The following is a 15,884-nucleotide window of genomic DNA, read 5'->3' as shown; positions in this document are numbered from 1 at the left end:
TTGAACTCACATATTATTCAAATTTATGCTTTTGCAAACTCTCTAAATTAAGAATTACATTAGTCAGCTGTTACGTAACGAAACTCACAGCTAGCAAACAATTTCTAACATTTCTCAGGCTTCGTTTTCGTTACTATATGCGTCATATGCTTAACGCATTGTTAAATACAAATAAACGATATGACTTGATGCTTTTGGAGAGAACCATGAATACCTTAACTAAGATTGCTACTGCCTTACCTGCCCTTGCTCTACTTAGTGCTTGTGCTACTACCGCGCCAACGCCTACTGCGCCAAACACTCCTACGACTCCAACAACGCCAAGTACTACTACTCCTGCTTCAGAAAGCGTAACCAATGCTGCCTATGATCGCATGGCGCCAGCTCCTTATACTTGTACTGATGACAGCCAAATCCTTGCAAAACAATCTATTAATAAAAAACAAGTAATGTTGACTGCTACGTTACCTAAAGTAAACTGGTCACAACAACCAATTATCTTGAATGGCGGCGTAGAAGGCGATACGGCAAGCTATGTAAATGAGTCAAACCCAGAAGTTGTCTATGCATGGCATATGAAAGGCGATAAAGGTATCTTAGCGATGAAATGGGCTGATGGTAAAGAATACCAAGTAAACTGCCAAGTGGGTAGATAGTAACTCCATTTTAATCATTCATTAATAATGATAAATCTATACTTGTTAACCTTAGCATTAGTGTAAACAGTCATCGAAAGATGGCTGTTTTTTTTATGCATGTAGTCCATAAAACATATAGTCAGTTCGAAATAAAATCGATACGTTAATAGCGATGTGCTACTGGGGTAAATTTTTCTTGCGTGCTGTTCGCAAGCGTGACAGAGGCTGCAAAAAATTTACCCCAGCAGCACTGTATCAGTTTTAAAGTGAACCAACTATACCTGTCTTACCGATATTTCTATAACAATCGCTCGTTTGCTGCATTTTGCTAGAGAAGCATAACGAAAGCTGTCAAAATAGCGCTTATATAAAAATTTATGATTAATAATAAAGAGGATATGTCGATGACGAAGCGTCTAATGAGTATGATGATAATTGCTACTGCAAGTATGTGGGCGCTAACAGGCTGCGACAACAGTGCTGATACTGCTAGTAAAGTCTCTGAAGATGCGGTAACAACATCAGGCTCATCGACGACAGCAAAAACCATCGACTGGTCAGTAATGTCAAGTGGCGAATCAGCTGCTAACCTCGCTGACTACAACTATCCGTTTGAGCTCGATAGCCAATCTGTACAGTCATATGCTAATTACTTCAAAGTAGATAATGCCACTGCCCAGCATAATTTGACAATAAGTATGGCAAGTAACGAAGCACTGTCAAAGGTGCTCGATCAGCTCAGTGATAGCTATACTTCTCATGAGCTAACCGATGGCAAAGATATGAAGCTTATTATTCATACTACGCCCGATGTCGCTGCCAGCAGCTATGATTATGTGTTAGCTGATGACTTTGCTAAAGGGCTGGTGTTGCCTATCGTGATTCAGCCGGATGGGGTGAAGGGTGAGGTTGAGGTGCATGGTGAGGTGGAGTAGAAGTTAATAGCGTGTGTTTTGATTTATATGACACACGCTACGAGGAAATATTAAGTTTGACGGTAAGGATTATTTGAGGATTCGATTTTAATCTTTTTACCCATACCATTCTTACCGCATAATAGCTTAGCAAAATAAGGCTCATAGTGACTGGCAGCAGGAGCGATGTAAATTTTGTCTAAATGCGCTTTTACCTCTGGTTCGTACTCTACATATAGAAACTTACCAAAATCCATCTTTATCTCAGGTCTATCTAAGTGAGTAATATATACCATTCGACACTCTTGTTCTTCTTGGAACGCAGAATGTTTGATGAGGTATTTTAGAGGTAAAAGAATTTCGCTTAATAAAACTTCTATTTCATCTGACAACTTTGCATTTTTTTCCTCAATCTTAGTTATTTCTTTAACAATAGCTCTATAAACACTTTTAATATCTGTAAAGGCACTTCTGAAAGCTTCAGTCTCTTTATCAATAAAGCTTTGATAGTTCTTCCACTCGTTTTCAGCTTTACTTATCTGTTCACTTTTCACTTGTACAGTTTCATCGTTAAACTCTCTAAAAAATGTTAAACGATTACGCTGAGCTAAATGAATGTAGCTAGAACTAGGATCAAGATAGACACATCTCATCACTGGCTGTTTTCTTATTTTGAAATAACCTTCATTATTTTTTTTGGTATTAAAAAAATCAGAATCTTTAAAATCAATATTTTCAGTTATGACAGATGGTTTTTTCTGCATATCTCTAAATTCATGCAAATCGTCACTAGATTTAATACCACTTTCAAATAATGGAAAAGGCAAGTTTAATATTGAACTATCAAACTCGAAAAAATCTTTTTTAAATACAATACTAACTCCTGAAGCTTCTTTATTATCTTTTTTACCATACAATCTAAACTGATTAAGGCTATCATGATTAAAAGTAAAGCAACTAAGAAACGCATGGTATTTTTCATCGAATTCTGGTGTGTAAGATGATGTATCTTTTATATTTTTTAAGTGATTTAGGAGTAATTGTCCCTCACTAGGATCATTAACATTATTTATAGTATTAAGTCGAAAACTGCTTGATTTCTTTCCGTCTTCTGTGTTCAGTAACTTATCTACGGTATCAGTGCTGGTATAATGAGCTAATTTTCTTTCAGGTATTATATTTTCAATAGACGAACTACTAAAATTTATAGATAAAATGTCAATAATTTCTTGAACTTTATTGAATATCTCTAAAGTTAGTTTCCCTAGTTGTTCTGATTTCGAATGTGACAAGAGTTCGCAGATAAGAAGATAAGTATATGATTCATAAGCGTAGCATTCTTTTGCTTTCTCAAAAGAAGCTATTGCGTTCTTAATATCTCGATCTTCACTAGAATTAAGATTTTTTTCTCCAAATTTAAGTTTTGAATATGCATAATCTTTTGGACTATTAACAACATCCCATTCCGAGAAAGCTTTTTTAATTTCATCTTTATTACTCAATATCCACTTACGTTTTAACTCTAATTTTTTAAACACTCTTTTATGGATATCCATATTTTCTATAATCTTGTCAATATTAAATTGAGCTTTGATATAAACTTCAGGATTATCTTCACATTTGACCTTGCGCCATGATATTAAAGCATCTTCTTTAGCATCTTGTTTAAAGAACATATTGCCAATATTAAATTGTGCCTTAGCATATCTGCTTTTATCATTCTCATACTTTATTTCAGACCACTCTTTTAAAGCTTTTTCGCTATCTCCTCTTTCTTCAAAAATCTGCCCTAAAAGCAGCCTAATTTCACTATTAAATTTAGGCCTATTCGATTTACCTAGTTTTTTTGCTATTTCCCATGCTTTTTCGGCACCTTCTAGATCCTCTTGATCTCTTAGTATTTTTCCAACTAGTACTTGAGATAAAGGATCTTCGCTCTTTCCTTCTATATCTTTTGTTCTCTGCCAAGTCCATATAGCCTTTTCAGTATCGCCTACTTCTAAAAATATAGCTCCAATATCAAACTGGGCAGCATGTTGCCATCTAAAATTACTAACATCCTCTGCATCCTTTTTCAATTTCCTTAGAATACTATGCGCATTTTTGAATAGTTCATTTCCTCTTAAAAGTTGAGCTATATCGTATTGAGCTTCGAAAAATTTGTTATTCTTATCTTTCCCACGTGTTACTTTCTGCAACTCTTCAATCTCTTCCCGAGTCGCTTCATCCAAACCTTCCAAGTCATCAAGATTCATAAACTACTCCCCAACCAACGCCAAAAACTCTTCCTCACCCACTATCTTAACGCCCAATTTTTCTGCTTTGGTCAGCTTCGAGCCAGCCTTATCACCTGCCAGCAGGGCGGTGGTTTTTGCAGAAATGCTCCCTGAGACTTTTGCCCCAAGTGCTTGCAATTTCGCCTTCGCTTCATCACGTGCCATGCTATCGAGTACGCCAGTGATGACCCATGTCTGCCCATCAAGCGGCTGGTCAGCAGAGACAGTTTGCTCGACCTTATCCCAATGTACGCCTGCCTCCGTCAATGCAGTGATGACTTCGATATTATGCGGTGCGCGGAAGAACTCATGCGCCAGCTCCGCGGTGATAGCACCCACATCAGGCGTTTGTAGTAGCGTATCAATATCTGCTGCCATTAAACTATCTAGATCACCAAACTGCTGGGCGAGATTTTGTGCCGTGCCTTCACCTACACCACGAATACCGAGTGCATAGATAAAGCGTGCTAGCGTGGTATGTTTGCTGGCTTCGATAGCACTGATGATGTTTTGTACAGATTTTTCGCCCAACTTTTCAAGGGTGATAAGCTCTTCTTGATGGTTATGCAATTGATAAATATCAGCGACCGTTTTGACGAGTCCATGCTTAAAGAAGCTGACAAGCCAGCTTGCGCCTAAGCCATCGATATCCATCGCCCGACGCGAGACAAAATGAATGAGCGCTTCTTGCTGCTGCGCTGGACAAAATAGACCGCCAGTACAACGCGCCAACGCTTCATCTTCGGGCAGTAATACAGGAGAGTCGCATACTGGACAGGTAGACGGTAGCTTAACGGGCTCAGAGTCCTCTGGACGCTGATCATGCCAGACGCGCGTGACTTTTGGGATAACATCGCCAGCGCGATGCACGCTGACCATATCGCCTGCACGCACGTCCAAGCGCTGAATCTCACCAAAATTATGCAAGGTGACATTGCTGACGGTGACGCCACCGACTTTTACCGGCTCAAGCTTGCCGACTGGCGTGATTTGTCCAGTACGTCCGACTTGCCATTCGATAGCGTGCAAACGGGTCATAACGGTTTGGGCAGGGAATTTATAAGCGGTTGCCCAGCGTGGCTCACGCGATAAAAAGCCAAGCTGCTGCTGTAACGCTAAGCTATTGACCTTAATCACCATACCGTCAATTTCAAACGGTAGATCATCACGCGTTTCAATCACCGATTCATAGTAGGCTTGTGCCTCGCGTGGATTTTGCACGACCTCAACCGCGCTGACCGTAAAGCCAATGTCTTTTAACCATGCTAATGCGGCTGACTGAGTGTTGATATTTTCAGGTAGACCTTGATTGACTGAATAGCAATAAAATGCGAGCGGACGGCTGGCTGCTATACTTGGGTCAAGCTGACGCAAGCTACCAGCAGCGGCATTACGAGGATTGGCAAAGGTCTTTTCTTCTTTCTCTTCTGCTAGGCGGTTTAGACGCTCAAAGCCTGCCTTGGGCATCAGCACTTCACCGCGTACTTCTAACAGCTCGATATCAGCGGCATCAGCTAACCATAATGGTAGATTGCGAATGGTTTTAGCATTTTGAGTAATATCCTCCCCTGTTTGACCATCACCGCGTGTGACCGCTTGGACAAATTTGCCATACGCATATTTTATTGAGACCGCCAGTCCATCAAGCTTTAGCTCCATCTCATATTCAGGGTTTTGCTGCGCGTCATTGAGACGATCATTAACGCGGCGCATAAAATCGCGCAACCCATCATATTCGAACACATTACCAAGCGATAACATAGGAATGTCATGGGTCACTTGGGTAAAAGCGGATAGCGGCGTATCACCGACTTGATTGATGGGGCTGTCCGGCTGTACCAAATCTGGATATTCTTCCTCAAGCTCAAGCAAAGAGCGACGCAATTGATCGTATTCGCTGTCCTCTAAAATAGGATTGTCGAGCACATAATAAGCATAATTATGTTTCTTGATGGCGTCAATAAGCGAGCGCATCTGCGCGATAGTATCAGTATTTTCATCAGACAAAGTAAGGTTTTGCGAAGTCGTTTTTTGATTGGTTTCGGTAGGGGCAGCGGTTGGTAAGATAGGGTCAGTCATAGTCAGCGTCTTTGCAATTCAAGATGCCGATATGATAACAAGTTTGCAGGATACTCGGATATCATTTTATAGAAAATCAGAACAATTGAAAAAGGCAAATAACATCTATGGCAATATTAATTGCGCGACATTATTTGCCTTTTAAGATTCTGCTAGAATTGATTTTAAATTTCGTCTTTATTAAACTTCATAGTCGCGTACTTGATTGCGTAGCTGCTGTTTATATTCAGGTGTAATCGGCTCATTACTTTCATCAAGCATCATCGCATTTAAGTCATCGGCCATCATATAAGCAATACTCATCATACTATCGAAGCTGCGTAGCGCTTGTGGATGCGGCAGAGATAAAAACACCACCACACCGTTGTAAGTATTGGTCGCCACGCTATGCGGATCGAAAGGCGCGATACCACTATCTGTAATACCCATCATGCTAAACCAAAGCATACCAGTGCCGTCTTTTTGCTCATAGCGATGGAACATATTCATCGCCCCAAAGCGCAAACCATATTTATCAATTAAAGCCAATAAATCACGACCACGAATAATTTCTACAGGACGATCACGATACTGGCGCGGCAAGATAGTAATATTGATATTGTCTTTAGCATTGATGAGTGGACCGTTTTGCGCTTGGTCAACTGGCTCTAAGAGGTGCTGATCAAGTATCGGGCTGTTGTCATCAAAGCTTGGCTCTTCGGCCGTATCAATCACTGGCATCAAGCTATCCGTCGCTGACATAAGGCTAGAAAACGCATCTGGCTCATACTCGTTATCACCTTGCATTTCACTAGCAACTTCTACAAACTCAGCATTGTCAGCGCGCTGTTGCTCGTCCTGCCAGCGTACATAGTCCTCGTTGTTTTCTGCGCTTTCATCAATTGCGGTATCACCACGACCCTGTGTCAATTGTGCATCGACATTGGTATGAGTCTCAGTTAAAGGTTCATCTTCGATCACCGCATTTAGATAATCACGATCAGGAGCAATGGTGGTTTCACCAGCGACCGTATCGTCCAAGTCTGGCTGGTCGACAATATTACGCTCGTGGCGCGGTATAATTGGGATACCATTTTTATCATAATTGACTGCCGCAATCTCCGCGCTATTACGACGCTTAAAGCTACGAATGACCATAAACAGGCCTGCAAGCACGATAAATGCAGCAATGGCAATTAATACAAACTGAATAGCGGTCATGAGAAATATATCCTAATAACTATGATAAAAGGGAATACATAAGAGGGAATAAATGGCAATAGTCTAGCATGGCTGACTAACCTCGTCACCATATAGTAATCGTTTATAGTCAGCCTGACATAGTTGCGTTACGTTACAGTCCTAGCATCGACTATAACACTAGGGACTGTATAGAATTCGATACCAGTTATCAATTTTTAATATCAGTTATCAATTCTTAATACTAGTCATTAATACTAACTATCAATATAGCTTGCAGCTTCATCGAGTGAGACACTGACTAAAGTAGAAATGCCTGCGTTAGGCATCGTAATACCCTTAAGCTCATCGGCAATCTGCATTGTCAGCTTATTATGACTGATAAATATAAACTGCAAATCGTCTGCCAACTCATGAATCAGACTGGTAAAGCGGGCAACGTTGGCATCATCAAGGGGTGCATCGACTTCATCAAGCACACAAAATGGGGCAGGATGCTGCTTAAATATCGCAAAAATTAAGCTAAGTGCAGTAAGCGTTTTTTCACCGCCTGAGAGTACGGCCAAGCGACTATTACGCTTGCCTTTCGGCTGCGCCATTAAGGTTAGCCCTGCCCGCCACTGTTCTGATTTTGATGCATTAGCAGGCATGTCGTCAGTGTTGAGCGTTAAGCTAGCTTGTCCACCGCCAAAGACTTTGGCAAATAAATTGGCAAGCTCATCATTGACCGCCTCAAGTGTCTGCATAAATAGCGTCTTGGTGGTCTCATCAATAGAAGCAATCGCCTCGGTCAACGTCTGCATACTGGCAGCAATATCTTCTGTCTGCTGCGCCAGCGGCTCTAAGCGTTCATTGACCTCAGCCAGCTCTGCCACCGCCGCTAGATTGACCGCGCCAATTTTACTTAGCTGCTGGTCAAGCTTAGCACGTTCGGACTCAAGCTCAGCGATTTTGTCTGGACGTACGCGGCGATCATGGGCGATAAAATCCGCTAATAAATTTGAGACACTAATCGGTTGCTGTGGTAACTCTTCATCAGTTTTATATCTATGCCTAATACTATAGTAAGCTTCTAAAGCCTCTTGCGTATGAGTACTGGCATCTTCTAGACGTGCCGCGCTTAATGCCAGCTCGGTGGCGTGATGTGCAAGCTCGCTTTGCTGAGTCTGCAATGACTGTTGTAGCGTATCTAGCGCTGCCTGCTGCTGACTATATTCCTCTTTAAGCGCCGTTAATGCCGTTTCACGCTCTGCTAATACTGCCTGTTGTTCATCGCGTGCTGTCTGCGCAGTTTGTAATGCTGCTTGCAGTGCTGGCAGTTTGTTTTGCTGCTGCTCATGACGTACCTTTAGACTTTGCTCGTTTTGTAGTGACTTATCATATTGCTCACTCGCACGGGTAAGACTACTAACGCTATGCTCTAAACGCATCTCGCTTTGTTGAATACGAAGCTGCAATGCTTGCCAAGCGTCATCATCTGCCTGACGTGTGCGGGTAAGCTCACTACGTTCGGACTGCAACTGCTGACTCAATGTCCGAGCATCCGCTATTTGTGGCGTCAACGCCGCTATCTCACTTTGGATATGCTGCTGTTCATGATTAAGTGTTTGCTGCTCTTGCACAAGCTCTTGTTGCTCTTGCTCAAGGGCAACTTTATCAGTATTTAGACGCTGGCTGTCTGCTTGTAGACGTTCAGCGTTGGCGCGCTGAGTGGTAAGCTGCTGCTGGTATTGATGCTTATCGCGGGTTAATTGCTCAGCTTGCGCGCGAGTTTCTTCTAAGCTGATCGTCAGTGCATCATAGTTACGCTGGTTATTAGCGATGGTCTTTTGCTGCTCTTGTATTTTGGTTTCAAACTCATTAAGCAAATCTTCTAACGCTTGCAGACGGCTACGTTGCTGTAAGCGCTGCGTTAAGAATTGGTTATTGCTATCGTTTTGACCATCTTGCACACCAATAAACTTACTGAGATTAATCGTACCCTGACGACTGATAAGCCAGCCATCCGAGGTTAGCAGGATGGCTGATGATGGTAATATTTTTAGGATATCGGCAAGCGCTTCAAGTGTCTGCTGATTATTCGTTTCAAGCTTCGCGATATATAAATAACAGTGCTGCCAAAGCGCTAAGTTAGGTGCAATAATTAGCTGTGATAAAGGCAGTACTTTATCAACCAAGCTATCAGGCAATGGGCTAACAAATGAACTGTCTCTAATTTCACTTTGCTTAGCAGATAGCCAAAGGCTATGACCAGTTTCTATTGAAGAACTCTCTTCTCTATTACTATGCTCATTTTGTGCAGTCTGATAAGTAAAAAAATCGGTTAAGTTATGCTCAAGCGCTTGCCATAAGCTATTCGCTTTTTGAACGTCGCCGTTAATTTTTTCATTACTTGATTGTTTAGAAACCAGCACATGACTATCCAGCCATAACGCCAATACGCTATCGAGTAGCTCTGCGTGCTGTTGCCCTTTGGTGCTTAACTCAATCTGCTCACGCAAGGTCGTGATAGCCAAGTCTTTATAGTCGTTGGCTATTTCATTTTCTAAATCAGTTTTTAAATTGTCATTTCCTGAAATAGATAATTGCTGTTGAAGTTTTGCCGTAGTTTTAGGATGCAATATCTGGTGTAGAGTATCGTACTCACCTGCTAAAACTGCGAGACGTTTTTCATCCTCACTCAACTCGCGTTGCTGCATATTCAAGCGCTGCTGTAAATCATGCGCTTGCGGTTGTAGCTCAGACAGTCGCTCATCGATACTATCTTGCTGACGCTCAATCTGCTGCAACTGTTTATTTAGCTCAGCAACTTGCGTCTCTAATGTGCGCTGCAAATTGTTCGCGTCAGCCTGCTCTTGCCCATCACCATCAGCCCCGTCAGTATTGGCAGCTGGTGCTAGTGACTGTTGTAGTTGCTGCCATAGACTCTGCCAGTTTTGCTGGCGACGCTGCCATTTCTCATGGTTTTGCTGATGCCGTTTTTGCGCTTGGCTATTAATCGCTTGCTGCTGCTCAAGCGCACGCGCATTATCTTGCAGGCGTGACAGCTTGTTTTGCGCTTCATGCCATGCGCGCTGCAACGGTTGCTCATTGCGTTTATACGCTTCACGTTTATTTGTCAGTTCAATTAGCTGCGGACGCAATTCTTCTAGCACATTTTGCTGCGTGGCTTGCTCAGCTTCTAAACGCTCAATCTCATCGACTGCTTGCTCACGCTGCTGCTCTAAACTGGCTAGTTGCTGTTCAATAACGGTTAGCTGTGATTTGGCATCACTTAGCTGGTGCTCAGCTTGTTGATAGCTTAGCTGCTGCTGATAATGGCTGCTTTGGGCATCGTCTTTTAGCCACTGTTCTTGATTGATATGGGCAGCAAGCTTATCTTGTTTGGCTTTTAGAGTCTCATAGCTGGCTTGTAATGTGGCGACCTCATTAGCGCTACGCTCATGAGCTATTTTTTGCTGCTGCTGATTATGCTTGGCTTGATACAGTTGCTGAATGGCAAGTTGCTGCTTGATATCAGCAAGTGTTAACGCTAGCTTTTCGTAACGCTGAGCGCTTTCTGCTTGCTTAGATAACCGTTTTTGTTGGGTGACCAGCTCGCTTTGCATGTCGTGCAGGCGTGCTAAATTATCTTTAGTTTTCTCTAACTTTTTTTGCGTTTCTTCGCGGCGCGCTTGATAACGCGAAACCCCAGCCGCCTCTTCGATAAATTCACGCAGCTGCATGGGGCTAGATTCAACAATACGCCCAATCATACCCTGCTCGATGACTGCATAACTGCGTGCACCAAGCCCCGTTCCCAAGAATACATCGACCACATCACGGCGACGACAGCGCGTGCCATTGATAAAGTAGTCTGAGCGTCCTTCTTTGTTTACCTGTCGGCGTACTGACAGCTCTTGATAGAGATTAAACTCATGGCGAATACCCGTCTGCTCGTCTTGCGTATGCTCAAAAGTCAGCTCGACACTGGCGACACTTTTGGCAGATTTATCTTGCGTGCCGGCAAAGATGACATCACTCATAGCTCCGCCACGTAACTGCTTGGCAGAGGTCTCACCCAGCACCCAACGAATGGCATCAATCACGTTGGATTTGCCACAGCCGTTTGGCCCGACAATGGCGGTGATACCATGACGGAAGGTAAAAGTCGTTAGATTGGCAAAGGATTTAAAGCCTGCCAGCTTTAAAGATTTTAAACGCATGAATAATCAATAAACTTAGCGAAAACAGGCGGCTATTCTACCTGAAATTGTGACGAGTTTTTAGAGTTTGTGAGGAATGCTATAATAGGGCTTAAAATAACAATGATTAATCTAAGCATCAAAAAATAAGAGAGTTAAAATGACTAAATATAATCCACAAGAACTACAACAAAAATATGAAGAATGGTGTGAGCTACATCGTAGACAGCTTGAAGCGCAACAGCAGTTCTTAAAAGCTGAAGCATTGCAAAACGAATTAAAAGACTACTATTTAAATCCGCAATGGATGACGGATCGTGAAGCGGATATGCCAATTGAATACTCAGGTAAAGAGCACTCTATCTTTAGTGAAGATGCGCTATGGAGTATGCTCAGCGACCATGATGAGTTAGCAAGAAAGTGGATGCGTTTGGGGCTGGATGCGATTGATAAGAAATAACTTAAATCACCCCAATCCCACTTAACAATAACTGCCCACCTGCAAATAATAACAACACCCCAAAAGCACGCTTAAGTGTTAGCGCAGGTAATACATGGGCAAGCTTGGCACCGACTTTTGCCATAGCGAAGCTGACAACGGAAATACATAAAAACCCACTAATATGTACAAAGCCTATTGTACCTTCAGGCAGGTTGACCACATCTTGACCGAACCATGCAAATCCTGCTGCGCCAGCCAATGCAATCGGCAGGCCACAAGCCGCTGAAGTGCCGACTGCTTGCTTCATCGGTAGTCCCGCCCAATTTAAAAACGGTACGGTCAAACTACCACCGCCAATTCCAAAAATAGACGATGCCATACCAATCCCTGTACCCGCACCAAACTGCACACCAGCGGACGGTAACGGCTTACCTAGCTGCTCTTTGTTAGAAAAGAACAACATCTTTAAAGCAACCAATAACGCGCCGACACCGATGATGGCTTGCAATACCTTACCGTCAATCATGTCAGCAACGCCTGCTCCAACGAGGCTACCGATGACCAAGCCCAACGCCATTTTTCGCCACACTTCCCAGCGTACACCGCCGCGCTTATTATGCGCCGTGAGTGAGCTAATAGAAGTCACTACAATGGTCGCAAGTGAGGTACCAACTGCCAAATGGGTGACCACTTCAGGAGGAAAATGATACGCAGTAAAAATCCATACCAATGCTGGTACGATAATCATGCCGCCACCGACACCAAACAAACCTGCGCTGACCCCAGCAAATGCCCCTGCAATGACAAACCACACATATAACATTATAGCTCTACCTTTTATTATGGTTATTTTTAGTTGATAATAACCAGCGCCTGCGCGTCATTAGCATCTAAGTCGTGACAATTCTGCCGATGGCTGTCATTCTTAACAATGGCCTTAGTATATCAAATGCTATCTCAAAGACTCTATCAAACATTATATGAACTACAGCGACTAAATTTATGCCGTTATCTATATCTATGCCGTCACCAGCCAATCCTTCCGTCCATTTAGCTGAGGTTACGCATCGTCATGTGACCAGCAGTGCCTCTACCAATAGTGAGCTGATAGACGCTGTGCAAGATGGTACGCTGGATGCTACTGAGTTACATCTACTAACGGCTGAGACCCAGAGTGCAGGGCGCGGACAGCGAGGACGCTCATGGCAATCACCGCGCGGTAATGTTTATCTGTCGTTATACCATCCAGTACACATGCCTATTAGCGGTTTGTTATCGTTAATCATCGGCGTTGAGCTGGCAAAAACGCCTGTTATCCAAACATTGAATGAGCAATTACGCGCGCAAAGTTTAACCCCTATTGGCGTAAAATGGGCCAATGATTTAGGCTTTTATCAAAACTCACCCGAATCAGTTAAAGCTGAACTAGACACGCAAATTATTCAATTTAATAAGCTTGCTGGTATTTTAATTGAACCAGTATGGAAGGCAGGAAAATTGGTTGGTGTAGTCATGGGCGTTGGACTTAATGTACAAGCTGCGCCAAAGCTAACCGCGCAAACTTGTGAAGGCATGAGCTATCAAGCAGTTAGCTTGCAAGATATTTATGGAATGCTGGCGTCAGATAACGCGAACAGTCTACCAACCTTACAAACGCTTTATCAGCAAATTAGTGAAGCGTTACTGGCGGCTATGACCCGCTTTGAGCACTTTGATATCGAAAGGCCAACTGGACATACTTACTATCTGGACAGTTTTTTGCAAGAATTTGCGACGATGGACGCACTGGCAGGTCTGCGATTACGTGTCACCCAAGACCATGATGATAATTCGCATGTAATCACTGGTGACGCCTGCAGTATTGATACAAACGGCTGTTTGCAATTGCGTCAAGATAACGGTAAGATTTCTGCGCTTTTTACCGGTCGTATTGATGTGATTCATGAGGCTTAGACCGCCTACTTAACGAGCACTATATAAAGGGATTTTTATGCTCTGGTTAGATCTTGGAAATACTCGTCTTAAATACTGGCTCACTGATGATATTGGGCAGATAGTCGCGCACGATGCCAAGCAGCATTTACAAGCGCCTGCCGAATTACTCATGGGTCTAACCGATCGCTTTGAGCGTTATGCGCCCGACTTTATCGGTATCTCGTCAGTACTGGGTGACGAGCTGAACGTAAAAGTATCAGAGACTTTGAGTCGTCTAGATATTCCGTTTGAGTTTGTCCATGTTGATGCTGAACACCCATTGATGCGTAGCGCCTACAATGACGAGCAGCTCGGCTGCGATCGTTGGCTACAGATGCTGGGCGCAGTTGATAAGAAAAAGCGTCAATGCGTGATTGGCTGCGGTACAGCGGTAACGATTGATTTGATTGACCATGCTGAGCATTTAGGCGGTTATATTTTCCCAAGCATCTATCTGCAACGCGAGTCACTGTTCTCAGGTACCAAGCAAATCACCATCTCTAACGGTACTTTTGATAGTGTCAGTCAGGGCACCACCACGCAAGATGCAGTACATCGCGGGATATTATTATCCATCGTTGGTGCGATCAATGAGATTAGCCATCGTCATCCCAACTTTGAAGTCATTATGACGGGTGGTGATGCCGCCATTATTGCGCAACATGTCAATCGCCCTGTACGCCTGCGCGATGATTTACTGTTAAATGGTCTGGCACGTTATTTTGACCATAGTAAACTGTCATAGTAATTTTAATCTAAGATTTTTATAAGATATAAAATAAACATAAAAAAAGCAGTACGTTTTAAGCGTACTGCTTTTTTGTTATAGCCTGTTCGATTTCAAACCCATACAGAGTGCTAATGGGATGAGTTTTTCGTAGCCTCTGTCACGCCTGCGAACAGCAAGCAAGAAAAATTTAGCTCATTAGCACGAGGATATTAATGTATCGATTTTATTCTGAAATTAATATCTAACGAACATTCAATAATTTTTACTTGGTCTCGTTAAACAGCTCACGACCAACTAGCATACGGCGAATCTCGCTGGTACCCGCGCCGATTTCATAGAGCTTAGCATCACGCCAGAAACGACCTAGCGGATACTCATTGGTATAGCCATTACCGCCAAAGATTTGGATACCTTCGCCTGCCATCCAAGTGGCTTTTTCGGCGCACCATAAAATCACACTGGCGCAATCTTTACGCACTTCTCGACTATGACCAGCACCGCGCTGATCTAGCATATCGAGATTTTTACCAACAGTATATAAGAAGCTACGTCCTGCTTGCAGGATGGTATACATGTCCGCGACTTTACCTTGGATAAGCTGAAACTCACCAATCGCTTGACCAAATTGCTTGCGATCATGGATATAAGGAACGACATTATCCATCACTGCTTGCATGATACCGATAGGACCTGCGGCTAATACCGCGCGCTCGTAATCTAGACCACTCATCAGTACCTTAACGCCTTCGTTGAGGCCGCCTAAGATATTCTCTTTAGGGACTTCAACATTATTAAAGATCATCTCACCTGTATGACTGCCGCGCATGCCTAATTTATCGAGCTTTTGCGCTGTACCAAAACCTTCCATACCTTTTTCAACGATAAATGCCGTCATGCCTTTAGCACCCATCTCTGGATTAGTTTTGGCATAAACCACCATTACGTCAGCATCAGGACCATTGGTAATCCACATTTTGCTACCGTTTAAAAGGTAGCCGCCGTCTTTTTCTTCGGCTTTTAGCTTCATACTGACCACATCTGAGCCAGCGCCCGTTTCACTCATCGCGAGAGCACCAATGAATTCTCCGCTAATGAGTTTCGGCAGATATTTTTGCTTTTGTTCCTCTGAACCATTGCGTTTAATTTGGTTGATACATAGATTAGAGTGCGCACCGTAGCTCAGCGCCACGGAGGCTGAAGCACGACTGATTTCTTCCATTGCGACCATATGAGCGACGTAGCCCATATCAGCACCACCGTACTCTTCAGGAACAGTGATACCATGTAGACCTAAATCACCCATCTTTTGCCACAAATCCATTGGGAATTCATCGCTGCTGTCAATCTCAGCCGCACGCGGGGCAATTTCTTTCGCTGCAAACTGCTGTACCACATCACGTAACGCGTCGATATCTTCGCCAAGCTGAAAATTCAATCCAGGTAAACTCATAACTATTCCTTGTATTTT

The 15,884-nt window shown here is 43.1% G+C and carries 11 protein-coding genes; 5 read left to right on the top strand and 6 right to left on the bottom strand.

Features of this window, described 5'->3' with window-relative positions:
* The first annotated feature begins 206 nt into the window (after positions 1-206).
* Together AK825_RS02025 and AK825_RS02020 are read left to right on the top strand one after the other, a co-directional pair.
* Entirely contained in the window at positions 207-656 is a 450-nt protein-coding gene (locus AK825_RS02025) for a hypothetical protein (RefSeq protein WP_068034314.1), read from the top strand.
* A 386-nt stretch (positions 657-1,042) separates the two neighbouring features.
* A complete protein-coding gene (locus AK825_RS02020) occupies positions 1,043-1,573 on the top strand; it encodes a hypothetical protein (RefSeq protein ID WP_068034312.1) in 531 nt (176 codons plus the stop codon).
* 50 nt (positions 1,574-1,623) lie between these two features.
* On the opposite strand, the gene AK825_RS02015 is transcribed toward AK825_RS02020, so the two are convergent.
* The 4 genes from AK825_RS02015 to AK825_RS02000 form a co-directional block, all read right to left on the bottom strand.
* A complete protein-coding gene (locus AK825_RS02015) occupies positions 1,624-3,807 on the bottom strand; it encodes a tetratricopeptide repeat protein (RefSeq protein WP_068034311.1) in 2,184 nt (727 codons plus the stop codon).
* A 3-nt stretch (positions 3,808-3,810) separates the two neighbouring features.
* Entirely contained in the window at positions 3,811-5,802 is a 1,992-nt protein-coding gene (gene ligA / locus AK825_RS02010; RefSeq protein ID WP_203226505.1) for an NAD-dependent DNA ligase LigA, read from the bottom strand.
* Positions 5,803-6,087: 285 nt separating this feature from the next.
* Positions 6,088-7,107, bottom strand: coding sequence for a cell division protein ZipA C-terminal FtsZ-binding domain-containing protein (locus AK825_RS02005; RefSeq protein WP_068034307.1), 1,020 nt, complete (start codon positions 7,105-7,107; stop codon positions 6,088-6,090).
* A 236-nt stretch (positions 7,108-7,343) separates the two neighbouring features.
* The gene (locus tag AK825_RS02000; RefSeq protein WP_068034305.1) at positions 7,344-11,291 is read right to left on the bottom strand and encodes an AAA family ATPase; all 3,948 of its coding nucleotides are present in this window, start codon (positions 11,289-11,291) and stop codon (positions 7,344-7,346) included.
* 139 nt (positions 11,292-11,430) lie between these two features.
* Between AK825_RS02000 and AK825_RS01995 the strand changes: the two genes are divergently transcribed.
* Positions 11,431-11,730: a DUF4298 domain-containing protein gene (locus AK825_RS01995; protein ID WP_068034303.1), complete on the top strand. Its 300-nt coding sequence runs from the start codon at positions 11,431-11,433 to the stop codon at positions 11,728-11,730.
* Position 11,731: 1 nt separating this feature from the next.
* Here AK825_RS01995 and AK825_RS01990 read toward each other — a convergent pair whose 3' ends face one another.
* On the bottom strand, positions 11,732-12,535 hold the full coding sequence (locus AK825_RS01990; protein ID WP_068034301.1) for a sulfite exporter TauE/SafE family protein: 804 nt from the start codon (positions 12,533-12,535) through the stop codon (positions 11,732-11,734).
* 179 nt (positions 12,536-12,714) lie between these two features.
* On the opposite strand from AK825_RS01990, the gene AK825_RS01985 reads away from it, so the two are divergent.
* Both AK825_RS01985 and AK825_RS01980 read left to right on the top strand, forming a co-directional pair.
* Positions 12,715-13,665 carry a biotin--[acetyl-CoA-carboxylase] ligase gene (locus AK825_RS01985; RefSeq protein ID WP_068034299.1) on the top strand — a complete coding sequence of 317 codons (951 nt, stop codon included), beginning with the start codon at positions 12,715-12,717 and terminating at the stop codon, positions 13,663-13,665.
* Positions 13,666-13,702: 37 nt separating this feature from the next.
* Positions 13,703-14,431, top strand: coding sequence for a pantothenate kinase (locus AK825_RS01980; RefSeq protein WP_068034296.1), 729 nt, complete (start codon positions 13,703-13,705; stop codon positions 14,429-14,431).
* Between the two features lie 247 nt (positions 14,432-14,678).
* On the opposite strand, the gene AK825_RS01975 is transcribed toward AK825_RS01980, so the two are convergent.
* Positions 14,679-15,866, bottom strand: a complete 1,188-nt coding sequence (locus tag AK825_RS01975) for an isovaleryl-CoA dehydrogenase (protein WP_068034294.1) — start codon at positions 15,864-15,866, stop codon at positions 14,679-14,681.
* Between the last annotated feature and the right edge of the window lie 18 nt (positions 15,867-15,884).

It is taken from the genome of Psychrobacter sp. P11G5 (genome assembly GCF_001593305.1).
In the GTDB taxonomy this organism is placed as follows: Bacteria; Pseudomonadota; Gammaproteobacteria; order Pseudomonadales; family Moraxellaceae; genus Psychrobacter.
Note: the sequence above shows the minus strand (reverse complement) of the source record. Positions and strands in the feature narration are given on the sequence as shown.